Origin of the sequence: Vibrio tasmaniensis, from assembly GCF_024347635.1 — a bacterium.
GTDB classification, from domain to species: Bacteria; Pseudomonadota; Gammaproteobacteria; order Enterobacterales; family Vibrionaceae; genus Vibrio; species Vibrio tasmaniensis.
Window position 1 is genome coordinate 1,051,352 of the sequence record NZ_AP025510.1, and the last position, 26,631, is coordinate 1,077,982.

Sequence of the window (26,631 nt, forward strand, 5' to 3'; positions counted from 1 at the left end):
ATAAGAAAAGAGCAATGATGATAATATTAAATCAGCAAAAAGTTGATGAGCTTGCCGGTGAAATAGGGCAAGAGAATGTCCCAGTGTTACTGGAAATATTTTTAGGTGAATTGAAGGGATACTACGAACACTTAGAGCTAAATAAAGAGTCAGATACATCTAAGTATTTAGCGGATATTAGCCATGCACTTAAGAGCAGTGCTGCGAGCTTTGGTGCGGATTCTTTGTGCAATTTTGCGATTAACCTAGATGCAAAAGTGAAACAAGCACTGCCAGTGACAGAGGTCGACTTTCAAGGTATGCAGGAAATTTTGTTATCCACCTACCAAGAGTACCAGCAGTTAATGACAGAGCTTTAAAGCGATCAGTTATCACTAAAGCAGCCAGTCATCACTTAATCTAAAAAGGAGCATTGTGCTCCTTTTTTTGTTTTTGTTCGGTACATAGATTCAGAAAACCAAGTTAAACCAACTGATCCCTAATTGCTTGTTGGAGTTTTACGCGGTCGTGTCGCCAATCTCTATTTGGAGAGGCAAGGTCAGTCGTCACGCAATTCCATAGCCCTTCAAGTTCAGGGTGCGGAGCGTTACCCAATACAACATCGATCTTTCTTGCCTTGCAGGTACGTTCACACCACTCCAATTGCTCTTGTAGCGTCATTTTCCCTGCAGGTCCATGCTCTGGCGACAGGTTTTCAACGAAGATAACCTTGGCTTTAGTATTATCTGCGATCGCTTTACCAATCTCTGGCAGTAGAAGGGGGGGCATTACACTGGTTAGAAAGCTTCCTGGTCCAAGGACAATGCAGTCTGCTTGTTCGACAGCTGCAACGGCTTCTCTTGTCGCAGGTACTTCTGGAGATAAGTCCATCATGCGCAGCTTTTCTGTCATGTCATCAACGTTGGTTTCGCCAGTTACCCAACGACCGTCCATTGACAAAGCGGTGAGATCGGAAGGGTGTTCCGTCATTGGCACAATATTCACATCGACCTTAAGCATGTTACGAATCAGGTTGATCGCTTCCAATGGGCGAACAGAAAGGTTGTCTAGCGCAGTAAGCATCAGGTTACCGAGGTTGTGACCATCGAGTTCACCTTGACCGCGAAAGCGGTATTCGAACATCATCGAACTGATCGAAGGCTCGGTTATTAATTGGTTGATACAGTTACGGGTATCTCCCCAAGCGATACCACCTTGGCAGTCTCGAATTCGTCCGGTTGAACCGCCATTATCCGTGGTTGCAACAATGCCAGTTGCGTTGTTACCAAAGTCTTTTAGTGCAGCAAGCATACGACCTAAGCCGTGACCGCCACCGATTGCTACGACTTTCTTTGAAGCGTAAATATTCATTTTTTATTCTTGTTAGATTATTACCAGCTATAATTTAGGTTAAATGCTTCTCGCTATATACTCAACAAGAGTTATTTTGAGCGTTTGATACGTTTTTTTTGCCGATGTGGCCCGTTTTTTACCATCGGAGCTAGATTCACGTACAAATATTAAGTATTTTATTACTCAGCTACTGTGCGTGTGAATATAACGCTCAGTTGCCATAACTCCGAGCTCTCGCATGCTAAGTCGCACAGTGGTATTTGCTGTACCGATACGCATCAAGAGCCAGTGACATGTTGTCACAAGGGCTTAATTGGAAATGATTATGCCTCCCGTGTTTGGAAAGGTGTTCCGTGGCGCAACAATTCGAAGATAGATTCCATCGCAAGTTTTATTACTTGCGCTTGTCGGTTACAGACGTCTGTAACTTTAAATGTACTTACTGCTTGCCGGATGGTTACAAACCGTCAGGGCAAAAAAACTCGTCTTTTTTAAGTGTTCCCGAGATCAAACGCGTTGTAAAAGCGTTTGCTGATTGTGGTACCTCAAAGATCCGCATTACTGGCGGAGAGCCGAGCCTGCGTAAAGACTTTCCTGAAATCATACATACCGTTGCTTCTACTCCAGGCATCGAAAAAGTAGCCACCACAACGAATGGCTACCGCATGGAGAAACAAGTAGGGCAATGGCGTGATGCTGGTTTAACCCATATAAACGTAAGCGTGGATAGTTTAGATTCGCGAATGTTCCATCAGATCACTGGTGAGAATAAGTTTACTGAGGTTATGCGGGGCATTGATAAAGCGTTTGAGGTTGGCTTTGAACAAGTCAAAGTCAACGTCGTATTAATGAAAGACCTCAACAGTCAGGAATTACCAGCCTTCCTTAATTGGATCAAAGACAAACCCATTCAATTGCGTTTTATCGAGCTGATGAAAACCGGCGAGATGGACGAGTTGTTCGATAAACATCATGTGTCTGGCGTTGCGATTCGCAACCAGCTTATTGCTAATGGTTGGCTGTTAAAAGTCAAAGCCGTTAATGATGGCCCGGCGCAAGTGTTTGTCCACCCAGACTATCAGGGTGAAATCGGTTTGATCATGCCTTACGAGAAAGACTTTTGTGAGAGTTGTAACCGACTGCGCGTTTCTGCGACCGGTAAACTTCACCTATGTCTGTTTGGCGACCATGGTGTTGAACTGAGAGATCTGATTCAAGAAGATCAACAAGAGCAAGAGCTCATTGATCGAATTCAGGCTCAGCTTCAAACCAAGTCTGTTAGCCACTTCTTACATGATGGCAACAGCGGCATGACTCCAAACTTGGCGTCAATCGGCGGTTAACCCGCTAACTACTCTAAAGCATTTTATCGCTCAGCTTCTTTAAGCTGGGTGAATAAGTCTAGGGCGTGTTGCTCTTTCGAGCTGATTTTTGCAGCGAGTTGCTGGGTATTTATACAAGGCAGAGGCTTTGATGTGTAGCTAGCCTACATGAGAAGCCGATAACGTAGTAGAAATGACCAGCAAACGCTGCCCGAAGGGTTCGGCTAAAAGCGTTTTACTCTTTGTTGAGGGAGATTTGCTTAGAATGACTAGGCTACTTCCCCCTCGCCGCGATTAAAACGCTTTTATCTCGAACAAAATTTAATCACGAAAGGTCAACACGCCCTAATAATTGAAAAATTTATATAGGTGAACAAATGGGTCACGCAGAAAGCAAATTTCAAGCAGCAAACATCGCAGTACTAACGGTTTCAGATACTCGTACAGAAGAAAATGATACGTCAGGTGGTTACCTAGCTGAGCATGCTAAAGAAGCAGGCCACAACGTGGTTGATAAGCAAATCGTTATCGATGATATGTACAAGATTCGCGCTATCGTATCTCAGTGGATTGCTGATGACAGCGTACAAGCGATCATGATCACTGGCGGTACGGGTTTCACTTCTCGTGACAGCACCCCAGAAGCACTTAAGCCACTATTCGACAAAGAAGTAGAAGGCTTTGGTGAGCTATTCCGTCAAGTGTCTTACGAAGAGATTGGTACATCGACAATTCAATCTCGTGCGATTGCGGGCTTTGCTAACCACACAGTAATCTTTGCGATGCCTGGTTCTACTGGTGCTTGTCGCACGGGTTGGACTAAGATCATCAAGCAACAGATGGATGCTAGCCACCGTCCTTGCAATTTCATGCCACACCTTTCTGTATAAGGTGGTTTGAGCATGAGCCAATTTACCCACATTAATGCGTCTGGCGAAGCGAACATGGTCGATGTATCGGCTAAAGCAGAGACAGTACGTGAGGCGAGAGCAGAAGCTTTCGTTCAAATGTCAGCAGAAACGCTAGAACTGATTGTTTCTGGCAGCCACCATAAAGGTGATGTTTTTGCGACGGCACGTATTGCTGGCATCCAAGCGGCTAAGAAAACGTGGGACTTGATTCCACTGTGTCACCCTCTACTACTAACTAAAGTAGAAGTGCAGCTAGAAGCTATCGAGTCTGAAAACAAGGTTCGCATTGAATCTGTTTGTAAACTTGCGGGTAAGACGGGCGTGGAGATGGAAGCGCTTACGGCTGCTTCCGTTGCTGCGCTAACGATTTACGATATGTGTAAAGCCGTTCAAAAAGACATTGTTATCGAAAATGTACGCCTGTTAGAGAAGACGGGCGGTAAATCTGGTCACTTCAAGGTGGAATCATGATTACTGTACTGTTCTTTGCTCAAACTCGTGAACTTGTCGGTGTCGATAGCCTAGAAGTCGATGCACAATTCAATACTATTGAAGCGATTCGCAGCCACCTTGTAACACAAGAAGGCAAATGGGATATCGCATTGGAAGAGGGCAAACTTCTGGCTGCACTTAACCAATCAATCGTACCTTTGACAACTGAAGTGAAAGACGGCGATGAAGTGGCTTTCTTCCCACCTGTTACTGGAGGTTAGCCATGAACGACTCTCGAGTTATTGATCCAAGAGTAGTCGTTACTGCAGAAGATTTTTCTGTGGGTGACGAATACGATTATCTAGCTCAAGGCACAGCTGCAGGAGCGGTAGTGACGTTTGTTGGTAAAGTTCGCGACATGAACCTTGGCGACAACGTGATTGGTTTGTCTCTAGAGCACTATCCGGGTATGACAGAGAAGTCGCTGAGCGAGATCTGTGATCAAGCTGAAGCGCGCTGGCCTATTCAGAAGATGCGAGTGATTCACCGTGTTGGTGACCTAGATATCGGTGACCAGATTGTTTACGTTGGTGTATCCAGTGCGCACCGAGGGGCTGCCTTCGAAGCGTGCGAGTTTGTTATGGACTTCCTCAAAACCAAAGCGCCGTTTTGGAAAAAAGAACGTACTACGGAAACCACTCGTTGGGTAGACTCGCGAGATTCAGATGCTAAGGCTGCAGAGCGTTGGGAAAAATAGCCCGCTAAAATTTCAGTCACGTTTTTAAATAGTGGAACTGATATATACAGTCCTGACGAAATTAGTAGACCTTATTTAAATAAACAGAAGCCGACTCTCTAAGTCGGCTTTTTTGTACTTGTTATGACGTTATATATGAATAAATTGTATTTTAATGAATCATTAAGTATTTTCTGTGAATATAAATTCTTATAACAAACTAGCCCTTATTGGTGCAGTATTTCTTCTGTTTTGGTGCAGTGCATTATGCTGTTTTGTATAAAGTGATAACCCTCACAAATAGTACAGTCTATTTAGGGGATATGTGATGTGCACTTAGATTTAATGTGGCATTAATGTTAACTTATTAAAGGTGTTCTAGCATAAGATGCTAAAAAAAAGTATCAACACAGATACATCAACACTAAAGGCTGTTGTTTAATAACTCTCTATGTGTAACTCACTATTCATTAGGGTTTTATTAGATATTTACACTGATACCTTGAGTATTTCGGAGAATTATCCGATTTTTTGCGACTTGTTTATGGCAAATTACTTCAATGGTTGATAGTGTGTGCCTCAATCTTTGTAAGGTTTTAGATTTTTATGCTTATATTTTAAGCTAAATAAATCTAAATCACTGCCGTTCAGTGAACTTAGCAAAGAAGTCATGGATGCAATACGAAAAACTTGGAGTTTATTAAATGTACAAGAATAAAATCACTCAGGCCCTTCTTCTAGGTGCTGGTTTGGCAGTGGCTGCCACTTCTACTCTTTCTATCGCTGCTGAAGTTCCAGCAGGTACAGAACTAGCAAAAGTTCAGGAACTTGTTCGCGGTAACGGTACTGAAGTTGCGACTATCGACCCACACAAATCTCAAGGTGTACCAGAATCTCACGTAATTCGTGATCTTCTAGAAGGTCTAGTGAACCAGGACGGTGAAGGTAATACTATCCCTGGTGTTGCTGAGAGCTGGGAAACGACAGACAACAAAACATTCACTTTCCACCTACGCAAAGATGCAAAATGGTCTAACGGCGATCCTGTAACAGCTGAAGATTTCGTTTACAGCTGGAAACGTGCAGTTGATCCTGCCACTGCTTCTCCATACGCTTGGTACATGGAATATACCAAGATGGTGAATGCGAAAGACATCGTAGCCGGTAAGAAAGACAAGAGTGAGCTAGGCGTTAAAGCTGTAGATGCAAACACACTTGTTGTTGAATTAGAAACAGCGGTACCATACTTCGTAATGATGATGGGCCACACAACAGTGAAGCCAGTACACAAGGCAACTGTTGAAAAATTCGGTGACCAATGGACTAAGCCTGGTAACTTCGTAGGTAACGGCGCATTTTCTGTTGATAAGTGGGTTGTTAACGAACGTCTAGTTCTAAAGCGTAACGACCAATACTGGAACAACGATAAAACTGTTCTAAACAAAGTAACCTTCCTACCAATCGAAAACCAAGTTGCGGAAATGAACCGTTTCCTATCTGGTGAAATCGACTTCACAAATGAACTTCCAACTGAGCACTTCAAGCGTCTTAAGAAAGAGCACGCAGAAGACGTATCTGTAGCCGGTAACTTGTGTACTTACTACTACATCTTCAACACGAAGAAAGCGCCATTTGATGACGTTCGCGTACGTAAGGCGATCTCTTACGCAATTGACCGTGACATCGTGACTGGCGCTATCTTAGCGCAAGGTCAAAAACCAGCATATTTCCTGACGCCTGAAATCACAGCGGGCTTCGATCCTGAGCTTCCTCAGTACGGTACAATGTCTCAAAAAGAACGTAACGTAGAAGCGGCACGTCTTCTTGAAGAAGCGGGTTACGGTAAAGACAATCCACTAAACTTCAACCTACTTTACAACACTTCTGAAAACCACAAGAAGATTGCTGTAGCACTAGGTTCTATGTGGAAGAAAACACTGGGTCTTAAAGTTACACTTGAAAACCAAGAGTGGAAAACTTACCTATCTTCTAAAGATTCTGGTGACTTCGAAGTAGCTCGTGCTGGTTGGTGTGGTGACTACAATGAAGCGTCGTCATTCCTTACGCTAATGAAGAGTAACAACACTACCGGTGGTGTTCACTACGACAGCGCGGCTTACGATCAAATCATTGATAAAGCACTGAACTCGACTTCAGAAGAAGAGCGTAAAGCACTTTACCTTGAAGCTGAGGCGCTAATGGCTAACGATATGCCTATCGCACCTATCTATCAATACGTGAAATCACGTCTACTAAATCCGCACGTTGGTGGCTTCCCTACGAACAACGCGGAAGATAAGATCTTCTCGAAAGACTTATACATCAAGGCTCAATAAGCTTCGATTCTAAAAAGTTAATATAACTATAACGATACAGACACTACATGCGTAATACGCGCATGTAGCGTCTTTCTAATTTTAATTGTCACAGACTGAAAGAGTGAGTTTATGCTTAAATTCATTATGAAAAGGATATTTGAAGCGATTCCAACGATGTTGGTGTTGATCACTATATCTTTCTTTCTCATGCGTTTCGCACCGGGTAACCCGTTTTCAAGCGAGCGTCCATTACCGCCAGAAGTTATGGCTAACATCGAAGCTAAATACGGCTTAGATAAACCAGTATTTGAACAGTACACCACGTACTTAACCAACATCCTTCAGGGTGATTTTGGTCCATCTTTCAAATATCAAGATTACACAGTAAATGAGCTGATTGCTGTAGCACTTCCAGTATCTGCGAAGGTAGGCTTCGTTGCCTTTATCTTTACGCTAATTATGGGGGTCACCGTCGGTACTATAGCCGCGTTGAAGCACAATACCTGGGTCGACTACACCATAATGTCGACTGCCATGCTCGGGGTGGTGATGCCATCCTTCGTGTTGGCACCAGCGCTTATTTACCTTTTCTCCCTGCACTGGAATATATTCCCAGCAGGTGGTTGGCATGGCGGCACCTTCGCGTACATCGTGCTACCTGTTATTGCGATGTCTCTTCTCTATGTCGCTACCTTTGCGCGTATCACTCGCGGTAGCATGATTGAAACTCTAAATAGTAACTTTATCCGTACTGCTCGAGCTAAAGGTCTAAGTTACCGTTATATCGTTCTTAAACATGCGCTTAAGCCAGCAATGCTACCTGTTGTTTCATACATGGGACCTGCGTTCGTAGGTATCATCACAGGTTCAGTTGTTGTTGAAACCATCTTCGGCCTGCCAGGTATCGGTAAGCTGTTTGTTAACGCCGCGTTTAACCGTGACTACTCGTTAGTAATGGGTGTAACCATTTTGATTGGTTTCCTATTCATCTTATTCAACGCAATTGTTGATATTTTACTAGCGCTTATTGACCCGAAAATTCGCTACTAACAGGGACGCATGGTTATGTTGAAGAAAAAAGAAAACTTAGAAGCGATCGAAAAATTCTCTGAGAGTTTGGAAATTGAAGGTCGTAGTTTGTGGCAGGACGCGCGTATTCGTTTTATGCGCAACAAAGCGGCAATGATCAGTCTGTTTATTCTGACGATCATGGTGCTATCAGTAATTTTCTTGCCTATGCTGGCGCAGCATGCTTACGATGATACTGACTGGTACGCAATGCACGTTGGTCCAAATGCGGATCACTGGTTTGGTACCGACAGTTTAGGTCGTGACTTATATGTTCGTACAATGATTGGCGGCCGTATTTCTCTTATGGTTGGTGTGATGGGCGCATTTGTAGCGGTACTGATTGGTACGCTTTACGGTGCAGCTTCAGGCTTCATTGGCGGTCGTACTGACCGAGTGATGATGCGTATCCTAGAGATCTTGTACGCTGTACCATTCATGTTCCTTGTGATCGTACTGGTAACATTCTTTGGTCGTAATATAGTACTTATCTTTGTTGCTATCGGTGCTATTGCTTGGCTCGACATGGCGCGTATTGTACGTGGTCAAACGTTGAGTCTACGTAGTAAAGAATTCATTGAGGCTGCTCACGTATGTGGTGTAAGCAAATGGAAGATCATTACACGTCACATCGTACCAAACGTATTAGGTATTGTTGCAGTTTACTCAACGCTACTTATTCCAAGCATGATCCTTACTGAATCATTCTTATCTTTCCTTGGTCTTGGTGTTCAAGAGCCTATGACAAGTTGGGGCGCACTGTTACAAGAAGGTTCGCAAACAATGGAAGTTGCTATTTGGCAACTGGCATTCCCGGCGGCATTCATGGTAGTTACGCTGTTCTGCTTTAACTACGTAGGTGATGGTCTGCGCGACGCGCTTGATCCAAAAGACAGATAAAGAAATAGCAAATAAAAATACAAAAGCTATAAAAGATTGAAGGAAGCAATGATGAGCTTATTAGATGTCAAAGATCTGCGCGTCGAATTTACCACGCAAGATGGTATCGTAACCGCAGTAAACGACCTGAACTTCTCACTCAACCAAGGCGAAACGCTGGGTATTGTTGGTGAGTCGGGTTCGGGTAAATCTCAAACGGTATTTGCACTGATGGGCCTGCTGGCGAAGAACGGCATCATCTCAGGTAGCGCAAAGTTTGAAGGCAATGAAATTCTTAACCTGCCTGAAAAAGAACTGAACAAAGTACGTGCTGAACAGATCGCGATGATCTTCCAAGATCCAATGACGTCACTGAATCCTTACATGAAAGTATGCGATCAGTTGATGGAAGTACTTATGCTGCATAAAGGTATGGGTAAAGCAGAAGCGTTCGAAGAATCAGTACGTATGCTCGAAGCAGTGAAAATCCCTGAAGCACGCAAGCGTATCACCATGTACCCGCATGAGTTTTCGGGCGGTATGCGTCAGCGTGTGATGATCGCAATGGCACTGCTGTGTCGTCCTAAATTGCTTATCGCTGATGAACCAACAACCGCTTTGGATGTGACCATTCAAGCGCAAATCATGGAATTGCTGAACGAGCTTAAAGATGAGTTCAATACGGCAATCATCATGATTACCCATGACTTGGGTGTTGTTGCTGGTTCGTGTGACAAAGTACTTGTCATGTACGCGGGTCGTACAATGGAATATGGCACGGTTGATGAAATCTTCTACGAGCCAAGCCACCCTTATGCCGAAGGCCTGCTTAAAGCGATTCCTCGTTTGGATACCGAAGGTGAAATTCTACCGACGATTCCAGGTAACCCACCTAACTTACTTCGCCTACCAACAGGTTGTCCTTACCAAGACCGTTGTCACCGTGTAATGGACCGTTGTAAGCAAGAAGCACCAATTCTACAGCCATTTGCTAAAGATCGTCAGCGTGCTTGTTTTTCAGACTGGGAGACTTGGACAAAATGAGTAAAGAATTACTATTAGATATTAAAGACCTAAAAGTTCACTTTAGCATTGCGGCTAAGTCTGCTTGGCCTTGGGCGAAACCATCAAACCTTAAAGCGGTTGATGGGGTTGATGTTCACCTTTACGAAGGCGAAACGCTAGGTGTAGTAGGTGAGTCTGGTTGCGGGAAATCGACTTTTGCACGCGCGATTATCGGCCTAGTTGAAGCGACAGAAGGTCAAGTGATGTGGTTAGGTCAAGACCTGACTAAGATGCAAGAAGTGAAACGTCGTGAGACTCGTAAAGAGATTCAGATGATCTTCCAAGACCCACTAGCATCGCTTAACCCGCGTATGTCAGTTGGCGATATCATTGCTGAGCCTCTCGAGACTTTCTACCCTGAGCTTTCTAAACAGGAAGTGAAGGACAGAGTGAAAGAGATGATGGCAAAGGTTGGTCTGCTACCCAATGTAATTAACCGTTACCCGCATGAGTTCTCTGGTGGTCAATGTCAGCGTATCGGTATTGCACGTGCGCTTATCCTGAAACCTAAGATGATCATCTGTGATGAACCTGTTTCTGCACTGGATGTATCAATTCAAGCTCAAGTAGTTAACCTTCTTAAGGAACTACAGAAAGAACTTGGTTTGTCTTTGGTTTTCATCGCGCACGATTTGTCAGTGGTTAAACACATCTCTGACCGTGTATTGGTGATGTACCTAGGTAACGCAGTAGAGCTTGGTGAATCAGATGCCTTATTCTCTGACCCTAAGCACCCGTACACTAAAGCGTTGATGTCTGCAGTTCCGATTCCAGACCCTCGCCTAGAGCGCAGCAAAACCATTCAAATGTTGGAAGGTGATTTACCGTCGCCAATTAATCCGCCATCAGGTTGTGTGTTCCGTACTCGCTGCCCTGAAGCAACCGAGGCGTGTGCGCAAACTAAGCCAACCATTCAAGGTGATGACGTTCACGCAGTATCTTGCTTGCACGTACAAGTCTAGAGCCTATTTAAAACGGTTCAGCCTGTGACAGGCTTAAGCGCAACTTTTTTATGAGTTGCGCTTTTTTTGTGCCCCAAATTTCTCGTGAACAACCTCCTTCAAATAATTTGAACAACTAAGCCAACTTCTTCTAGTTTTGAAAAAGTTGGCTTTTTTTATACTAGAGAGAAGTATGGATGACAGAGGTTTGGATATGGGCAAGTTAGTTGAAGGTGTTTGGTATGATGTTTGGTACGAGACCAAAGAAAGCGGTGGTAAGTTTGTTCGTGAAGATGCAGGCTTTCGTCACTGGGTAGAGAATAAAGCGGGCGCGCAGTTTCAGCCTGAAAGTGGCCGTTATCACTTATACGTATCATTGGCGTGTCCATGGGCGCACAGAACTCTTATCTTCCGTGAGATTAAAGACCTGACCGATCACATTGACGTGACGGTGGTTTGCCCAGACATGATGAGTGAAGGTTGGCAAATGGGGTTACCTGAACCTCTGTTCGGCCATACTCGTATGCACCAAATCTACACTCAAGCCAAAGCGGATTACTCGGGTCGAGTAACGGTGCCAGTGTTGTGGGATAAGAAAACCAACACCATCGTGAGTAACGAGTCCTCTGAAATTATCCGTATGTTCAACTCAGAGTTTAATGAACTGACAGGCAACACCGATGATTACTATCCGTGGGAACTGGCAAAGAAGATTGATGAGTGGAATGACTATATCTACCCAAACATTAACAACGGTGTGTACCGAACGGGCTTTGCAACGACACAAGAAGCCTACGAAGAGGCGTATGATGCGTTATTTGAAGCCTTAGACAAAGTAGACGCTCACCTTAGCGAACATCGTTATCTAGCGGGTAATGACATCACAGAAGCAGATTGGAGATTGTTTACCACTCTGGTTCGGTTTGATGCGGTGTATGTTGGTCACTTTAAGTGTAACAAGCAGCGAATTTCAGACTACGCCCATATTCAAGGTTACTTAAAAGAGCTCTACCAGGTCGAAGGCATCAAAGAAACGACCGACTTTTATCACATCAAGCGTCACTACTATTACAGCCATACGGGCATTAACCCAACTCAAGTTGTTCCTAAAGGACCTTACCTTGATTTAGAGTCCCCGCATAAACGCAGTTATTTGATTTAACCTACCGGAACATAGCGTCAGGCTGATATCGAATTAAACTTCAAAGGCTTCTCTTTGATTTTGTAGCTCTAGATACTTAACGAGGCCTGTTGCGCTTACCGGGCGCGAGTAGTAGTAGCCCTGAACTGCGCTACAGTACAATTGCTTAATAGACTGCAGCTGTGCTTGAGTCTCAATACCTTCCACGACCAAGTCGAAATTGAAAATACTTGCTAGAGAAGTAATCGCTTCAACCAGTGCAAATTGTCTCTCATCGGTATCAATAGTATCTATAAATGATTTATCTATCTTGATCTCATTGATAGGCAGGGAGGCAATATAGCTTAATGATGAATATCCTGTGCCGAAATCGTCGATGGAAACTTGCATTCCTAGTGCTTGGAAGCGGTTCATTACTTGCGTAACGGCTTGCAGATCTTCGACAAGTACGCTTTCTGTAATCTCTATCTTGATTTTTTCCGGAGACAAAGCGTACTTGGCTGCGAGTTCAGAGAAACGTTCTACCAAGTGGTTGTGAGTAAAAACAGCCGGTGAGAGATTGATCGATAACGATAGGGATACGCCTAGTTGATTATTGATAGTGCTAATATCACGCATGCTGGTTTCAGCGACAAAGAACGTAATGTCATTAATTAGATTCGTTTTTTCCGCCATGCTGATAAATACGTCAGGTGGAATAAATCCTAACTTTTTGTTTTGCCAACGACAAAGCGCTTCTACTCCCAAGACTTCACCTGAATGTATACCTATCTGAGGTTGATAGTGAACGTAAAGCTCCTTGTTATCTAAGGCAGAGTTAAGCGCGTTCTCAATCTCAAGCTTACTGTGTATATCATCGGAAATAGACTCGTTAAATAATTGAATAATGCCTTTGCTTGTACGTTTAGCGAAATAGAGTGCCATATCAGCTTTAGATATTAACATTTCTATATTGTCTGCATGATCGGGGGATAACGATACCCCGATACTTGTCTTAATAGATAGAGCTTCTCCTGCAATGTTGTAAGAGCGTTCGATTGCCTGCTTAATCTTGTTGATAATTGGTGTCAAAGACTCAGCCGTCGGTAGATTGTCTATAATCGCAATAAACTCATCCCCGCCAAAACGGAAATACATTTCATTCGGCTCAGTTAAATGTTGCAAAGTTTGAGCGATATTTTTTAGCAGTTGATCTCCATAGCCATGGCCATGAGCGTCGTTGATATTTTTAAAGTCATCAAGATCGATAAAAAGTACGGCAATTTTAGTAGCATTTTGTACGTTTCTTTCTTGTATGACCGCAAAACTCTCTTTTAATGCAGTTCGATTGTAAAGGCCGGTGAGTGAGTCATGATGAGCTAAGTAAGATAGCTCTTTACGATTTTGCTCCAATTTATGGAAATCACGCCTAATTTGGCCTTGGAACGTGGTAAAGCGACGTGCAATGGCATTACTGGTATAGAAACTAAGAATCAGTAGGGTAGCGAAGCCTGCTGTACTGTACATGATGAGTTCGATGGTATCGTGTTTTAACGACTCTTCTGTTAGCTGCTTATGAGCGATGGAGTACTGTTCAATTGCTTGGGTGTAAGCGCTACCAACAATATACCAACCCCAATCGTCTATTTTCGTCACATAGTTAATCGTACTTGTTGAGCGATTATTGGCAAGCTCTGTGCCTAAAGTCACAAACCGCTCTTGGTCTGTTTCAAGGGCATTTTCACTTTGAATGAATGACTGAAACATAGGGTGCTTTGTTCCAACTAGCTCTGGTGACTCATGGGCAAGGAATACGCCTTGTTTGTCGAGCACGAAAAGCTGATCCGAATCTGGCAGTTTCAAACTTTTTAACCAGTTGAGTGATTGTTGTTTTAAATCATTTTCAACATCAACGACGTAATCGCCTGAGCTAATAATCCACTCTAACGGTTCAAAATAGGTCGAATACCCAATTTTCTCGTATACGGCTTTATTGTCACCAGGCTTGTGGAACCACCATCTATAAAAGCTGGTTTGTTTATCAAGAGAAAGTCGAACCATTTCTTTAACTATTGATGTACCTCGAGTGTCCTTTAGCTTAGATAGGTCTTGGCCTTCTAAGTGGGGCCAAAATGGGTGCATGATGCCTTTAGACTGGCGATCAACAATAAAAAGGTAACCACGATCACTATTGAAGCGAATGTCTTTCAGCGCACTTTTAATTACGGATTCAATAACTTCCCTGGGCTGTGATTGATTGTCGTCGTATAGACGAGTTGCGATTCGGTGTGCCTCTTTTAATCGCTCTTTGACGACTTGTTTTAGTTCTGACTCGGTGGTCGATTTCAAGTAGAGAACTTGGCTTTTTGCGACGTCGACTTGGCTTTTAAGCAATTGCTTGTGCTGATCTTTAAATAGTTGTTCAGCTCTCACTAATTGTTTTTGATTAGATAGGTGTGAGTTGTACAGAAATGAAGAAATCAGTACGAGTGAAAAAAGTGCGATAAAGCTAACTGGGAGCCATTTGATCAACGCGATCAGCCGAGTATCTGACGTCATAGTGTTATGAAATACAAAGAAGTTTATTTATTATGTAAAATAATATAACAAAACAAATCATCATTGCGAAGAATAAAAACGTCAAAGATCGCACTTTTCAGATAAACGTACGGTAGATTAATAATAGAAAGGAAAGAAAAAGACAACTTGATAAATCAGTGATTTAGCTAAAAGTGAAAATGCAGCTCTTGGGTGATTTGATATGAAAGGGTGAGCCGTACCTGCTTACGCTGTTCAATTAACCTCCAGTATGTTTAACGTTTTTGATTTCCACCAATTTGTGATGGAAAAAAGCCCATGCAATTGCACGGGCTTGAATGTTTTTAACGCATTTTAGAGCGAGAGAAATGTAATTAGTTAATTACTTTTTCTTCAGCTTGAGCCGCTTGGTCTGCTTGGATAGCCGTTAGAGCTACAGTGTAAACGATATCGTCTACTAGAGCGCCACGAGACAAGTCATTTACTGGCTTGCGCATACCTTGAAGCATTGGACCGATAGACACTAGGTCTGCTGAACGCTGTACAGCTTTGTAAGTCGTGTTACCCGTGTTTAAGTCTGGGAATACGAATACTGTCGCTTTACCTGCAACTGGAGAGTTTGGCGCTTTAGAAGCGGCTACGTTTTCCATGATTGCTGCGTCGTACTGAAGAGGACCGTCGATCACAAGATCAGGACGTTTCGCTTGAGCAAGTTTGGTTGCTTCACGTACTTTATCTACGTCTGCACCTTTACCAGATTCACCAGTAGAGTAAGAGATCATAGCAACGCGAGGGTCGATACCGAATGCCGCAGCAGAATCTGCAGATTGGATAGCGATTTCAGCAAGCTGTTCAGCTGTTGGATCTGGGTTGATCGCACAGTCACCGTATACAAGCACTTGATCAGGCAGAAGCATGAAGAAGATTGAAGATACGATAGAAGCATCAGGAGCCGTTTTGATGATCTGGAACGGAGGAACGATTGTGTTCGCCGTAGTGTGTACAGCACCAGAAACTAGACCGTCAACTTCGCCAGCTTCAAGCATCATAGTACCTAGGAATACTGAATCATCTAGCTTCTCACGAGCAACAACTTCAGTCATACCTTTAGCGCCACGAAGTTCTACTAGACGAGCTACGTAGTTTTCGCGAACTGATGCAGAGTCGATGATCTCAACGCCAGCGCCAAGCTCAACACCTTGCTGTGCAGCAACGCGACGGATTTCTTCTGGGTTACCAAGAAGCACACACGTTGCGATACCGCGCTCAGCACAGATAGCCGCAGCTTTTACTGTACGTGGCTCATCACCTTCAGGAAGAACGATGCGCTTAGCCGCTTTACGAGCAAATTCAGTTAGCTGGTAACGGAATGCTGGTGGGCTTAGACGACGGATGCCTTGAGTACCTTCAGATAGAGAATCAATCCAAGGGCCATCAATGTGGCTTGCAACGTGATCGTTAACGAACTCGATACGCTCTTTATCATCTGCAGGAACTTCTAGGCTGAAGCTCTGTAGGTTAAGAGACGTCTGCCAAGTATTACCTTGAGCTTTGAAGATCGGTAGACCTGAAGCGAATGCTGGTGCACAAAGGTTAGCAACGCTTTCTGGAATGTCGTAACCGCCAGTCAGTAGGATTGCGCCAATCTCAACACCGTTTTTCGCAGCAAGAGCCGCAGCAACGATAACGTCAGGACGGTCTGCAGAAGTTACTAGCAGTGAACCTGGTTTGAAGTGCTCAATCATGTGCGGTAGAGAACGTGCACAGAAAGTGATGCTCTTAATACGACGAGTTGAGATTTCACCTTCGTTGATGATTTCAGCGTTAAGGTGCTTAGCCATATCAACCGCACGAGTTGCGATTAGGTCGATGCTCCATGGCACACAGCCAAGAACACGGATAGGACTAGAGTTGAAGATTTGCATTACTTCAAGATTCGCTTGCTGAGCGCTGTCTGCATCATCAAAGATTTCAGATAGGTCAGGGCGAGTACGGCCAGCTTCATCAACAGGAGCGTTAAGCTTGTTGATGATTACGCCTTTGATATTCTTGTTCTTAGTACCGCCGAAGTTAGAACATGCTACTTCGATACGCTCTTTAAGTTGCGTAGGGTTGTCAGTACCAGGAGTCGCAACGAATACGATCTCTGCGCCAAGCGTTTTTGCGATTTCTGCGTTCACTTGGTTTGCAAACGGGTGCTTACGAGTAGGGACTAGGCCTTCGATTAGCGTTACTTCTGCGTCTTTGTTGATTTTGTTGTATTGCTCAACAACAGATTCAAGAAGTTCATCCGTTTTCTCGCTACCGATCAAAGCTTCAGCTTTTGTCATTGCGATTGGCTCACCAATCTTAATGTCGCTGTTTGCGCTGATGATAGTAGACGTTAGATCTGGTTGGTTACCACCGCTACGAGGTTGAGCGATTGGCTTGTAGAAAGAAACACTTACGCCCTTACGCTCCATAGCGCGAAGAACACCCATGCTAACACTAGTAAGACCAACACCAGCGCTTGTAGGGATAAGCATAATAGTACGTGACATTGACGAACACCTTTGACTATTGGAAATAAAAAAGCTCAACCGCTATTCCCACCGATAATTACATTGGGGTAGGAATAGAAGTTGAGCCCCATTTTCTTGATATGAAAAACTGACTAGCTTCGAGTGAAGCTAGTCAGGAAAATCAATTAAAGACCTGCTAGTTTCGCAGTGTCTTCAGCAATTACTAGCTCTTCGTTAGTTGAGATAACCATTGCAGGGATACGGCTGTTAGCTGTAGTGATAGTACCTTCGCCGCCGAAACGAGCTTTAAGGTTAGCTTCACCGTCAACTTCGATGCCGAAGATGCCTAGGCGGTTAAGAACCATTTCACGGATTGGGCCAGAGTTCTCGCCGATGCCGCCAGTGAAAGTGATTGCGTCTAGACGACCTTCTAGAGTTGCCGTGTAACCAGCAACGTACTTAGCTAGACGGTGACAGAACACGTCCATTGCACGAGTTGCTTCTTCTTTCTCACCGTAGTTGTCTTCAACGAAACGACAGTCAGAAGTCACCTCAGTTAGACCAGCTAGGCCAGACTCTTTAGTTAGCATGTTGTTGATTTCTTCAACAGAGTAACCAAGAGCGTCGTGTAGGTGGAAGATGATCGCAGGATCTAGGTCACCACAACGAGTACCCATTACAAGACCTTCAAGAGGAGTAAGACCCATAGAAGTATCTACAGATTGACCGTTCTTGATAGCACATACAGAAGCGCCGTTACCTAGGTGACAGTTGATGATGTTAACTTCTTCAACTGGCTTGTTTAGTAGGCCTGCAACTTCACGAGTGATGAATAGGTGAGAAGTACCGTGCATGCCGTAACGACGGATGCCGTGCTCTTTGTACAGGTTGTACGGTAGAGCGTATAGGTAAGACTCAGAAGGCATTGTTTGGTGGAACGCAGTGTCAAATACAGCAACGTTTTGAAGGCCAGGGAAGTTCTTTTGAGCCGCTTCGATACCGATAAGGTGAGCAGGGTTATGAAGAGGTGCGAAAGTCGCAGCGTCTTGAATACCCTTAAGCACTTCGTCAGTGATAAGCGCAGAAGAAGTGAACTGCTCGCCGCCGTGTACGATACGGTGACCGATAGCGCCAAGGTTAGCTTTAAGCTCAGGCTTAGAAGCAAGAATAGTTTCTACCATGAAAGATAGTGCTTCTACGTGAGCTGCGCCCGCGCCTAGTTGTGCTTCATGCTTGCCATCAAGTTTCCACTTCATACGAGCTTCTGGAAGACCAAGACACTCAGCAAGACCAGTTAGGTGCTCAGCACCTGATTCTGCATCAACAACAGCGAATTTAAGAGAAGAACTACCACAGTTTAAAACTAAAACTAGCTTAGACATTAATGACTACCTGTTTATTTTTCTGATCGAAATCAGTTAAGGATGAAAATTAATCTCAAGAATAGTCGAAGCACATGGGCTTGCGTACTAACCTTGGTCAAAAAAACGTTAATTTCCGTATAAATTGAAAGCACTCTTAATCAAAAAGAGGCTTGTGCATTCCTTGCAGAAGTCGTCCCAAAGTTGCTTAAATTGTAAATAAGGGCAACAATGAGATTGAGGTCTGCAAATAATAGCGATATTGTGCAAATATAACAAAAAAATTTGAAAGAATATTATTTTTCGTCAAATTTTTGTGTTTTTAGTTGATGATTTCAACTTTTTTTTAATGGGAGACTCATATGAGTAATAGAGTTGGTTTAGCGAATAGTTTAAAAGATGGCCAAAAATACATGGATCTCTGGCCCGTCAGAAAAGAGTTAAACTCGATCTTCCCTGAACAGCGCATTATTAAAGCGACGCGTTTTGGCGTGAAAGTCATGCCAGCGATAGCCGCAATAAGTGTTCTTACACAAATGGTCTTTAATAATTATCAAGCGATGCCACAAGCTGTGGTTATGGCTTTGTTCGCTATTAGTTTACCGCTCCAAGGTATGTGGTGGTTAGGCAACCGCTCAAACACAAAACTTCCACCTGCGCTAGTCTCGTGGTATCGCGAGCTGCATGAGAAGATCACTGAAACGGGTTTTGCGTTAGAACCAATGAAATCACGTCCTCGTTATAAAGAATTGGCGATCATTTTAAATCGCGCATTTCGTCAGCTAGATAAATCCTCAATGGAACGTTGGTTTTAAAGAGTTTCAACTCTCCCGCTTGTCTGAGAATAACTCTTCATTATTGATGGCTTATTCTCAGATTCAATTCTCTAAAGACACCTCACCTGTTTCCTAGTCACCCGCTCCCTAGACATGTTACTTACCCATTATTCATCTGCTACTCAACTAGTCGCTTACAGTTCAAACAGACAACCTCGTTTTTTCTACATAACTCGAGCTTTGTTGTATTTTTGTTAAATATCACTTCAATTTATCAATGGTTATTGGTAATAATGTCAATAATGATTTTGATGTTGTTCTCTTTGAGCGAATAATAACGAGTAGAGCTTGATTCAGGGAGCGATAATGAGTTCTGTAAAAAAGGTATTGGCAGCGGTTTTAAGCTGTCTGTTGTTGCTATGGGCTGGCAATGTAATGGCGAACGTTGCCAAAGTTTCGGTTTCACAAGTTGTCGACCATCCAGATTTGAACGCAACACGTCTAGGGCTTCTTGAAGGATTGAGAGCCAAAGGTTACGAATCGGGTAAAAATTTAGAGTTCTCTTATGAAATGGCTGATGGCAACCCCGTTCAGGCAGCAAAAATAGCCAGAGAGTTAGTTAGCGAGAACCCTCATGTATTAGTTGGCATCGCGACACCGACCTCGCAAGCTTTGGTTTCAGCGACTCGAACAATCCCGATTGTGTTTACCGCGGTGACAGACCCTATCGGCGCAAGGCTTGTTAAACAACTGGATAAGCCTGGACGAAATGTCACGGGTCTTTCCGACTTGTCACCTATTTCCCAACACGTATCTCTTATTAAAGAACTACTCCCTAATGCAGGTTCAATCGGCGTGGTCTATAACCCAGCAGAAGCCAATGCTGTCGCTTTAGTCGAGCTGTTAAAACAGGCCACACAAGACTTTGGTTTTACTTTGCATACTGCAAAAGCGTTAACCATCAATGATGTTGAAGAAAAAACAGCGTCTGTGGCTAAAAAGTCTGATGTTATCTACGCGCTGACCGATAACACAGTGGCAAGCGGTATCGAAGGGCTGATAGACGCGGCAAGCCAAGCACGTACCCCTGTGGTTGCAGGAGCAACGTCTTATGTCGGCAAGGGAGCGATTGCTGGTTTGGGTCTAGATTACTATGACGTTGGGGTGCAGACTGCAGATTATGTGGCCGCGATTTTGAACGGACAAAAACCAGGGAAGTTGAGTGTTAAAACGGCTCAAAGCTCTCAGTTGGTTGTGAATCTAGAGGCTGCTCGTGAGCTTGGTTTGACACTACCAAAGTCTGTGGTTGAACGTGCGATAGTGAGTCGTTAAAGGGTATTTACATCAAAAAAACAACGCTTGATAAGTCACTTTGTTAACAGGGTTTTAAACCATCACAATGAACAACACTAGTCGAATCTCACCATTAGCTGCGATCTACTTTATTCATTTTTAAGTAGTTATTTCCCCGTTAGGTGCATCGCTAATATCAATTTACATTATTTTACATCGAGAGGGTTGTCGATTAATGTCATAATATTAATGGAACTAATGATATTAACTGAGCGCTAAGAGCACATTCTATGAAAGTAAATAGGCACTTTAGCCTTACCTTTGTCTTCGGCTTTCCCGCGGTGATCGCGACCATGTTACTTGGACTGATAGGTAAAAATCATTTTGATGTGGTAAAGAAAGATATCAGCAGTGAATTTCAGCGTATTGAAGAAGTGTTCAAACGAACCACTAAAGTTGTTACCGCTTTAGACTACAGCTTCTCTAATTACTACAAGTCAGGAAACCCACTTTTCCTTGACCACAATAAGCAAGTGGTTGATGGTCTTTGCCGAATTTGGCCTATTGACGTATTACTTCTTGCTGATGGAAAAACGGCAGATATTCCCTCTGTCGATATCGACTATATGTTAGTTGGACAAGAATCCCTTTGTGATGAAACTAGCGATAGCTATAAAAGTGCGGCAAAGAAGATTGCTCTAGCACCCATTCTTTCATTTCTATCCCAGCTTGATGAGTATCACAACGGTGTACACTTTATTGATACCCGTGGCTATGTGATCTCTTCGCCAGAAGGCTTTGCTAAAGAGTTAGGGAAAGAACTACTTTCGACGATAAAAAGCCGCCCGTATTGGCAAAGAACCGCCAACAATCCTGACCAATTAACCTTATCTGGCCCTGCGTATCGATTTGACTCTCTTGACCGCATGATAAGCATGACGATTCCTGTGTTTCATAAGGGGATACATCAAGGAATGCTATCTGTTGATATTGACGCGAATAAACTGCTTGCCAGCTCGAATGAGCACTTAGCCGGTAGAATCGATATTATTGATACCACCTTAACGAGTCCAAGTGACTCAGCTGCTTTCTATTATAAGATTAAGCTTGAAGGTGTTGCCTCCCATCATGCCATGTACTATGAATTGAATTTTTCTGATGAGGCGCGACACTTTTTTGTTTATGAAAAAGACAGTTTAATCGTCGCTATTATCGTATACCTGTTTTCGGTTACGATTTTCTTTTATGTTAACTCCAATATCGAACGTGGATATTTCAAAGAACTTGCAGGCAAAGACCCAATGACAGGGTTATTGAATCGACGTGGTTTAGAAGCGTTTTGGCGCAGTGTGGAACATGACCAGTTATTCGCCCTGACTGTATTTGACATTGATAATTTCAAGTTGATTAATGATACCTTTGGGCATGACAAAGGGGATGATGTTATCCGCTATATGTCCCGCCAGATCAGTAACAGTGTTCGTAGCAGTGATGTGGCAGCAAGGTTTGGTGGAGAAGAGTTTGTTGTCTACATTAAAGGCGATGACCGAGAAACATTAATGAGAACATTACAACGTGTAAAAAGTGCAGTTTGTTCTAAATCCGCGGATATCATTCCTAATGGATTTACTGTGTCTGGTGGTGTGTGCATTGTTGAAACTGAGCACAACAAGCTTAACTTTGAAGAGATATTTAAGTATGCCGATGAAAAGCTATACGTGGCTAAGACGACAGGAAAAGACCGAATCGAGTTCTAACCACGCTATTGAAGTCTCACGCTGCAGAGGAGGAAAGCGCTGCTTTCTCTCCATGGCTAAGATCCAGTTAAGCTGAGTGGAAATGCTCTTCTTGATAACGTTGTAGGCGCTCTACGATAGGCGGCGCTTTCTTGAAAGTGCGAATTTCTTTAAAGAGTTCATCCGCTTCAGGGTAGCCTTTGCTTAGATAAACAAACCACTGCTTCACTCTGTTGGGGTAGTACATGCCTTTGTCCCCTTTTATTTGGAACTCTGAGTAGCGCAGTAAAAGTTCAATGACTTTATCCCACGGCATTTTGTGATGGTTATGCTTAACGACGTTACCAAGGTTGGGAATGTTGAAAGCGCCACGGCAGACCATTAATGAGTCGACGCCAGTGGCTTCTATGCAATCTTGACCATCTTGGTAGTTCCAAATTTCCCCATTGGCAATCAATGGCAGAGAGGTTTTCTCTCTTATTTGATTGATGTAATCCCATTTGATTTCGCTGGCTTTATAGCCGCCAACTTTGGTTCGCGCATGTACGGTGAGTTCGTCAGCTTTTGCTTGCTCGATAGCGTCGACAATTTCAAAGCACTCTTCAGGATGTTCCCAACCTAATCGAATTTTTGCGGACACTGGAATGTGTGCAGGTACCGCTTCACGGCAAGCTTTCACTACTTGATAGATGAGCTCTGGCTCTTTTAGCAGTGACGCTCCACCATTACTTTTATTTACCGCTTTAGCAGGGCACCCAAAGTTAATATCGATACCTTTAGCGCCTAAACTGGCTGCTTGGAAGGCATTCTCAGCCATCCAATTTGGGTGTTGTCCAAGAAGCTGGAGATGAATTGGCACACCAGCCATGGTTTGAGAGCCTTGATGTAATTCAGGGCAAATACGGTGAAAAACATGCGGAGGAAGAAGTTGATCAACTACGCGCACAAATTCCGTCACACAGAGATCGTAATCATTGATCTCTGTCAGGATTTCACGCATTAGATGGTCTAGAACGCCCTCCATAGGGCCAAGTATTACTCGCATGTTGGTTTACCGAAACTGAGTGGACCGAACTGAGTGGGTCGAAAAATTAGAGGCGTGATTGTACGGTTTGCTTATAGGATTGTCACTATGAGTATGGTTTATCGGTCTTGAGCGTGAGCAGCCCAGCTTGATGATGGTTTATCGCTAAATAGCGACATCTTGGGGAGTATGGCGTTATAATATCGAAAATGCCCAATATTCAGAGCTTTCATGACATATCAATTATTAAGCCTACCGGAATCAATCACTGACATTACTCCACAGTTCATTGAAGGTTCAATCCTTGCTTCCAACTTAGCCACCAAACCACTCGATCCAGAAGAATGGTTAGCTATCGTTGCACCTGAAACAGGTAAAGAGCTTGTAACAACGGTGACAGAGCAGATCAATCGCCAGCACAACCTGATTCAGCGTAGTGAATACTTACTGACAGACGTACTGGTTGATGGTGACTTTAACGAGCAATTCGCGGATTTCGCTGAAGGCTTTATGATGGTTTGGCCAACAGTGGAAGAGCAGTGGCAAAGCGTGACTGTCGCGGATGGTACTCTGCGTATGCTGCAAGCACTCCTAACAACCTTGATGCTTGGGATTGATGAAGAGCAAACTCAGCAACAAATGGTTGCGGCCGGGCTCGAAAATCCACCAGCGCTTGCCGATTTAATCGATCAGGTAGATCTGATGATTTCAGAGGTTGCAATGGCGGCTGATGAGGCGATGCTGGGTAATAAGTCACAGAGTGTGAATCCATTTAAAGACATTGGTCGAAACGACCCTTGCCCATGTGAAAGTGGTAAAAAGTTCAAACAGTGCTGTGGAAAAAACAGTTAATAACGCTTTATGGATATACTTAGCTTTGAGTGAGTAACAGATTTACTTTAAGTGTTAAAAACGCAAGTAATAAAAAGTCGACCTCGTGGTCGACTTTTTCGTTTCTGAACATAATGTGCTAATTGTTAGTCATTCTTCGATTTAACGAATTGAGAAATCACTACAAAACCAAAAGCAACCAAGTTACCCGCGAAGATAATCACTAGCCATTGAGGCATTGAAAGTTCTAAGAACTGCCATACAACTTTGCTGCAGTCGCCGTAGGCCTCAAACATCCACGGAGCCCATTGGTTTAATGGTGCCCAGCTAGGGAAGGTCACGAACAGGTCGCAGGTAGCGAAAGGAGACGGGTTAAACTGGTAGTCAACGTGTTCTAAAGCCAGCATCAATCCTTTATACGCGCCCAACCCCCAGCCAACTAAGCCTAACCAGCGAGAGAGAGGATTATGCGGGGCAATAGCACCAATTATTGCTGCGACGCCGATAGCGAGCATAGCAACACGTTCGTAGATACACATTACGCAAGGGCCGAGCATCATCACGTGCTGAAAGAAAAGAGCGCATGCTTCAAAAAAGACAATAAAAGCCAGCAGTAAAAGCCAAGATAAACGTCCCTTAGAGAAGTCTTTGAGCATTGCAAAAAAGTTCACGAATTTAATCCTGTCAATAAAATAAAAAAGCCCTGATTACTCAGAGCTTTTTATCTTGGATAAGTTTCCTAATCAACTAATATTTTTGATTAGTTAGATACACTTATTATGTTTGGCAACACAACGCTGGGTTAGTGGCCACCAGAGATAACTGGAGCGAGCACCTCACCAGTACGGTGAATGATCCAACCTGCATCATAAAACCATGCTGTCATCGGCTCTACGAAGAACACAATACCGGCAAGGCCAACAAGTGCTAGCACGATAGTATATGGCAGAGCCATCAATACCATACGGCCGTAAGACAGTCGAATCAACGGAGCAAGTGCTGACGTTAATAGGAATAAGAATGCAGCTTGGCCGTTTGGCGTAGCAACAGAAGGTAAATTAGTACCTGTATTGATAGCAACAGCGAGTAGATCGAATTGGTCGCGAGTAATGACGCCCTCTACCAGAGCTGTTTTCACTTCGTTGATGTAAACCGTACCGACGAATACGTTGTCTGAAACCATCGACAAGATACCATTGGCTACGTAGAAGAGTGCGAGCTGTGCGCCTTTATCTTCAACGTGAAGTACGGCATCGATTACTGGCTTAAATAGAGCCTGGTCGATGATTACAGCGACAACCGCAAAAAAGACGGCAAGCAGTGCGGTAAATGGCAGTGCCTCTTCAAAGGCCTTACCCATCGAGTGCTCTTCGATAACGCCAGTAAATGCTGTTGCTAAAATAATGACTGAAAGACCAATCAAACCAACTTCAGCGACGTGAAGCGCAAGGCCAACAATAAGCCAAACTGCGATTGCACTCTGAACCCATAGTTTAGCTACATCTTGTTTTGTACGGTTTGCGCGTTCTTTGTTGTCAAATTCAACTAAGATTTGGCGAACGTTATTTGGCAGCTCTGCACCGTAGCCAAATACTTTGAATTTTTCTACAAGTGCACAAGTTAGAATACCGCAGAAGAAAACAGGCAGTGTGACTGGCAGCATGCGGATGATAAATTCACCGAACTCCCAACCCGCTTGTTTAGCAATTACTAAGTTTTGTGGTTCACCTACCATGGTCATTACACCACCCAGAGCAGTACCCACACCGGCGTGCATAAGTAGTGAACGTAGGAATGCGCGGTAGTTTTCAAGGTCATCACGAGTTAGCTCAGAGATCTCTTCATCATGAGTATGATCGTGCGCAGACGTTGTGCCCTTACCTGATGCAACCTTGTGGTAGATAGAATAGAAGCCCACCGCAACGCTAATGACTACGGCGATTACTGTCAGCGCATCTAGGAAGGCAGACAAGAATGCTGCGGCGACACAGAAAGCGACAGAGAGTAGAATTTTGGATTGGATACCGAGCAGGATCTTCGTGAAAATGAACAGAAGTAGTTCTTTCATGAAGTAGATGCCAGCAACCATGAATACTAGTAAGAGTAATACTGGAAGGTTTGCTTGTAGCTCATGATAAACCATTTCTGGTTTAGTCATGCCAATGGCGACGGCTTGAATTGCCAATAAACCACCCGGTTGGAGAGGGTAGCATTTTAGAGCCATAGCTAGAGTGAAAATAAACTCAACCACTAGTAGCCAGCCCGCAACAAATGGGTCAACTAGGAAAAAAACAAACGGGTTGATGATTAAAAAGGAAATGATGGCAAGTTTATACCAATCAGGAGCTTTACCAAGGAAGTTTTTGATAAAAGCGTTTCCGAGAGACATCGGCATGTTAATACTCTTTTATGTTGATTATGAATAGACAAGCAATACAACATTTTGA

The 26,631-nt window shown here is 43.7% G+C and carries 23 protein-coding genes and 1 riboswitch; of the genes, 16 read left to right on the top strand and 7 right to left on the bottom strand.

Features of this window, described 5'->3' with window-relative positions:
• The first annotated feature begins 14 nt into the window (after positions 1-14).
• Complete coding sequence (luxU, locus tag OCV44_RS05010; RefSeq protein WP_086049049.1) at positions 15-359, top strand: quorum-sensing phosphorelay protein LuxU; 345 nt, start codon at positions 15-17, stop codon at positions 357-359.
• A gap of 103 nt (positions 360-462) precedes the next feature.
• On the opposite strand, the gene OCV44_RS05015 is transcribed toward luxU, so the two are convergent.
• A complete protein-coding gene (locus OCV44_RS05015; protein ID WP_139684773.1) occupies positions 463-1,350 on the bottom strand; it encodes a YvcK family protein in 888 nt (295 codons plus the stop codon).
• A gap of 194 nt (positions 1,351-1,544) precedes the next feature.
• A riboswitch (molybdenum cofactor riboswitch) is annotated at positions 1,545-1,697 on the top strand.
• On the opposite strand from OCV44_RS05015, the gene moaA reads away from it, so the two are divergent.
• The 11 genes from moaA to OCV44_RS05070 all read left to right on the top strand — a co-directional run bounded on the left by moaA (position 1,686) and on the right by OCV44_RS05070 (position 12,166).
• Complete coding sequence (moaA, locus tag OCV44_RS05020; protein WP_029223023.1) at positions 1,686-2,675, top strand: GTP 3',8-cyclase MoaA; 990 nt, start codon at positions 1,686-1,688, stop codon at positions 2,673-2,675. It overlaps the preceding riboswitch by 12 nt.
• Positions 2,676-3,031: 356 nt before the next feature.
• A complete protein-coding gene (gene moaB, locus OCV44_RS05025; protein WP_010437177.1) occupies positions 3,032-3,544 on the top strand; it encodes a molybdenum cofactor biosynthesis protein B in 513 nt (170 codons plus the stop codon).
• Between the two features lie 12 nt (positions 3,545-3,556).
• Positions 3,557-4,036: a cyclic pyranopterin monophosphate synthase MoaC gene (moaC, locus tag OCV44_RS05030; protein ID WP_004734026.1), complete on the top strand. Its 480-nt coding sequence runs from the start codon at positions 3,557-3,559 to the stop codon at positions 4,034-4,036.
• The gene (gene moaD, locus OCV44_RS05035) at positions 4,033-4,278 is read left to right on the top strand and encodes a molybdopterin synthase sulfur carrier subunit (RefSeq protein WP_009848640.1); all 246 of its coding nucleotides are present in this window, start codon (positions 4,033-4,035) and stop codon (positions 4,276-4,278) included. The genes moaC and moaD overlap by 4 nt, the downstream gene beginning before the upstream one ends.
• A 2-nt stretch (positions 4,279-4,280) precedes the next feature.
• The gene (moaE, locus tag OCV44_RS05040) at positions 4,281-4,754 is read left to right on the top strand and encodes a molybdopterin synthase catalytic subunit MoaE (protein ID WP_086049052.1); all 474 of its coding nucleotides are present in this window, start codon (positions 4,281-4,283) and stop codon (positions 4,752-4,754) included.
• A 683-nt stretch (positions 4,755-5,437) separates the two neighbouring features.
• Positions 5,438-7,069, top strand: a complete 1,632-nt coding sequence (locus tag OCV44_RS05045; protein WP_009848638.1) for an ABC transporter substrate-binding protein — start codon at positions 5,438-5,440, stop codon at positions 7,067-7,069.
• A gap of 111 nt (positions 7,070-7,180) precedes the next feature.
• Positions 7,181-8,101 carry an oligopeptide ABC transporter permease OppB gene (gene oppB / locus OCV44_RS05050; RefSeq protein ID WP_012603542.1) on the top strand — a complete coding sequence of 307 codons (921 nt, stop codon included), beginning with the start codon at positions 7,181-7,183 and terminating at the stop codon, positions 8,099-8,101.
• 15 nt (positions 8,102-8,116) lie between these two features.
• Entirely contained in the window at positions 8,117-9,019 is a 903-nt protein-coding gene (gene oppC / locus OCV44_RS05055; protein WP_086049055.1) for an oligopeptide ABC transporter permease OppC, read from the top strand.
• 51 nt (positions 9,020-9,070) lie between these two features.
• Positions 9,071-10,042 (top strand): ABC transporter ATP-binding protein, encoded by a 972-nt coding sequence (oppD, locus tag OCV44_RS05060; protein WP_009848635.1) that lies wholly within the window; start codon positions 9,071-9,073, stop codon positions 10,040-10,042.
• Complete coding sequence (oppF, locus tag OCV44_RS05065; protein WP_170213718.1) at positions 10,039-11,025, top strand: murein tripeptide/oligopeptide ABC transporter ATP binding protein OppF; 987 nt, start codon at positions 10,039-10,041, stop codon at positions 11,023-11,025. The genes oppD and oppF overlap by 4 nt, the downstream gene beginning before the upstream one ends.
• Before the next feature lie 193 nt (positions 11,026-11,218).
• Complete coding sequence (locus tag OCV44_RS05070) at positions 11,219-12,166, top strand: glutathione S-transferase family protein (protein ID WP_139684780.1); 948 nt, start codon at positions 11,219-11,221, stop codon at positions 12,164-12,166.
• Between the two features lie 33 nt (positions 12,167-12,199).
• Here OCV44_RS05070 and OCV44_RS05075 read toward each other — a convergent pair whose 3' ends face one another.
• From OCV44_RS05075 to OCV44_RS05085, 3 genes are all read right to left on the bottom strand, one after another.
• The gene (locus OCV44_RS05075) at positions 12,200-14,656 is read right to left on the bottom strand and encodes a bifunctional diguanylate cyclase/phosphodiesterase (RefSeq protein ID WP_246091740.1); all 2,457 of its coding nucleotides are present in this window, start codon (positions 14,654-14,656) and stop codon (positions 12,200-12,202) included.
• A gap of 380 nt (positions 14,657-15,036) precedes the next feature.
• Entirely contained in the window at positions 15,037-17,202 is a 2,166-nt protein-coding gene (gene pta, locus OCV44_RS05080; RefSeq protein ID WP_139684771.1) for a phosphate acetyltransferase, read from the bottom strand.
• A 146-nt stretch (positions 17,203-17,348) separates the two neighbouring features.
• The gene (locus OCV44_RS05085) at positions 17,349-18,545 is read right to left on the bottom strand and encodes an acetate kinase (RefSeq protein ID WP_009848631.1); all 1,197 of its coding nucleotides are present in this window, start codon (positions 18,543-18,545) and stop codon (positions 17,349-17,351) included.
• A gap of 341 nt (positions 18,546-18,886) precedes the next feature.
• On the opposite strand from OCV44_RS05085, the gene yfbV reads away from it, so the two are divergent.
• The 3 genes from yfbV (at position 18,887) to OCV44_RS05100 (ending at position 22,350) form a co-directional block, all read left to right on the top strand.
• Positions 18,887-19,339, top strand: coding sequence for a terminus macrodomain insulation protein YfbV (gene yfbV / locus OCV44_RS05090; protein WP_139684770.1), 453 nt, complete (start codon positions 18,887-18,889; stop codon positions 19,337-19,339).
• A gap of 327 nt (positions 19,340-19,666) precedes the next feature.
• Positions 19,667-20,632, top strand: a complete 966-nt coding sequence (locus OCV44_RS05095) for an ABC transporter substrate-binding protein (RefSeq protein ID WP_139684769.1) — start codon at positions 19,667-19,669, stop codon at positions 20,630-20,632.
• 251 nt (positions 20,633-20,883) lie between these two features.
• Complete coding sequence (locus OCV44_RS05100) at positions 20,884-22,350, top strand: GGDEF domain-containing protein (protein ID WP_139684768.1); 1,467 nt, start codon at positions 20,884-20,886, stop codon at positions 22,348-22,350.
• Between the two features lie 67 nt (positions 22,351-22,417).
• Here the strand turns inward: OCV44_RS05100 and dusC are convergent, their stop codons facing one another.
• The gene (gene dusC / locus OCV44_RS05105) at positions 22,418-23,374 is read right to left on the bottom strand and encodes a tRNA dihydrouridine(16) synthase DusC (RefSeq protein WP_139684767.1); all 957 of its coding nucleotides are present in this window, start codon (positions 23,372-23,374) and stop codon (positions 22,418-22,420) included.
• A gap of 210 nt (positions 23,375-23,584) precedes the next feature.
• Between dusC and OCV44_RS05110 the strand changes: the two genes are divergently transcribed.
• On the top strand, positions 23,585-24,205 hold the full coding sequence (locus OCV44_RS05110; protein WP_139684766.1) for a YecA family protein: 621 nt from the start codon (positions 23,585-23,587) through the stop codon (positions 24,203-24,205).
• A gap of 125 nt (positions 24,206-24,330) precedes the next feature.
• Here OCV44_RS05110 and dsbB read toward each other — a convergent pair whose 3' ends face one another.
• Together dsbB and nhaB are read right to left on the bottom strand one after the other, a co-directional pair.
• The gene (gene dsbB, locus OCV44_RS05115; RefSeq protein ID WP_139684779.1) at positions 24,331-24,840 is read right to left on the bottom strand and encodes a disulfide bond formation protein DsbB; all 510 of its coding nucleotides are present in this window, start codon (positions 24,838-24,840) and stop codon (positions 24,331-24,333) included.
• Positions 24,841-24,986: 146 nt separating this feature from the next.
• On the bottom strand, positions 24,987-26,579 hold the full coding sequence (nhaB, locus tag OCV44_RS05120; protein WP_139684765.1) for a Na(+)/H(+) antiporter NhaB: 1,593 nt from the start codon (positions 26,577-26,579) through the stop codon (positions 24,987-24,989).
• Positions 26,580-26,631 lie beyond the last annotated feature (52 nt).

Bases quoted from the DNA above. Each gene is read 5' to 3' on its own strand.
- luxU (WP_086049049.1), top strand. From the start codon at position 15: ATGATGATAATATTAAATCAGCAAAAAGTTGATGAGCTTGCCGGTGAA.
- OCV44_RS05015 (WP_139684773.1), bottom strand. From the start codon at position 1,350: ATGAATATTTACGCTTCAAAGAAAGTCGTAGCAATCGGTGGCGGTCAC.
- moaB (WP_010437177.1), top strand. From the start codon at position 3,032: ATGGGTCACGCAGAAAGCAAATTTCAAGCAGCAAACATCGCAGTACTA.
- moaC (WP_004734026.1), top strand. From the start codon at position 3,557: ATGAGCCAATTTACCCACATTAATGCGTCTGGCGAAGCGAACATGGTC.
- moaD (WP_009848640.1), top strand. From the start codon at position 4,033: ATGATTACTGTACTGTTCTTTGCTCAAACTCGTGAACTTGTCGGTGTC.
- moaE (WP_086049052.1), top strand. From the start codon at position 4,281: ATGAACGACTCTCGAGTTATTGATCCAAGAGTAGTCGTTACTGCAGAA.
- OCV44_RS05045 (WP_009848638.1), top strand. From the start codon at position 5,438: ATGTACAAGAATAAAATCACTCAGGCCCTTCTTCTAGGTGCTGGTTTG.
- oppB (WP_012603542.1), top strand. From the start codon at position 7,181: ATGCTTAAATTCATTATGAAAAGGATATTTGAAGCGATTCCAACGATG.
- oppC (WP_086049055.1), top strand. From the start codon at position 8,117: ATGTTGAAGAAAAAAGAAAACTTAGAAGCGATCGAAAAATTCTCTGAG.
- oppD (WP_009848635.1), top strand. From the start codon at position 9,071: ATGAGCTTATTAGATGTCAAAGATCTGCGCGTCGAATTTACCACGCAA.
- oppF (WP_170213718.1), top strand. From the start codon at position 10,039: ATGAGTAAAGAATTACTATTAGATATTAAAGACCTAAAAGTTCACTTT.
- OCV44_RS05070 (WP_139684780.1), top strand. From the start codon at position 11,219: ATGGGCAAGTTAGTTGAAGGTGTTTGGTATGATGTTTGGTACGAGACC.
- pta (WP_139684771.1), bottom strand. From the start codon at position 17,202: ATGTCACGTACTATTATGCTTATCCCTACAAGCGCTGGTGTTGGTCTT.
- OCV44_RS05085 (WP_009848631.1), bottom strand. From the start codon at position 18,545: ATGTCTAAGCTAGTTTTAGTTTTAAACTGTGGTAGTTCTTCTCTTAAA.
- yfbV (WP_139684770.1), top strand. From the start codon at position 18,887: ATGAGTAATAGAGTTGGTTTAGCGAATAGTTTAAAAGATGGCCAAAAA.
- OCV44_RS05095 (WP_139684769.1), top strand. From the start codon at position 19,667: ATGAGTTCTGTAAAAAAGGTATTGGCAGCGGTTTTAAGCTGTCTGTTG.
- OCV44_RS05100 (WP_139684768.1), top strand. From the start codon at position 20,884: ATGAAAGTAAATAGGCACTTTAGCCTTACCTTTGTCTTCGGCTTTCCC.
- dusC (WP_139684767.1), bottom strand. From the start codon at position 23,374: ATGCGAGTAATACTTGGCCCTATGGAGGGCGTTCTAGACCATCTAATG.
- OCV44_RS05110 (WP_139684766.1), top strand. From the start codon at position 23,585: ATGACATATCAATTATTAAGCCTACCGGAATCAATCACTGACATTACT.
- dsbB (WP_139684779.1), bottom strand. From the start codon at position 24,840: ATGCTCAAAGACTTCTCTAAGGGACGTTTATCTTGGCTTTTACTGCTG.
- nhaB (WP_139684765.1), bottom strand. From the start codon at position 26,579: ATGCCGATGTCTCTCGGAAACGCTTTTATCAAAAACTTCCTTGGTAAA.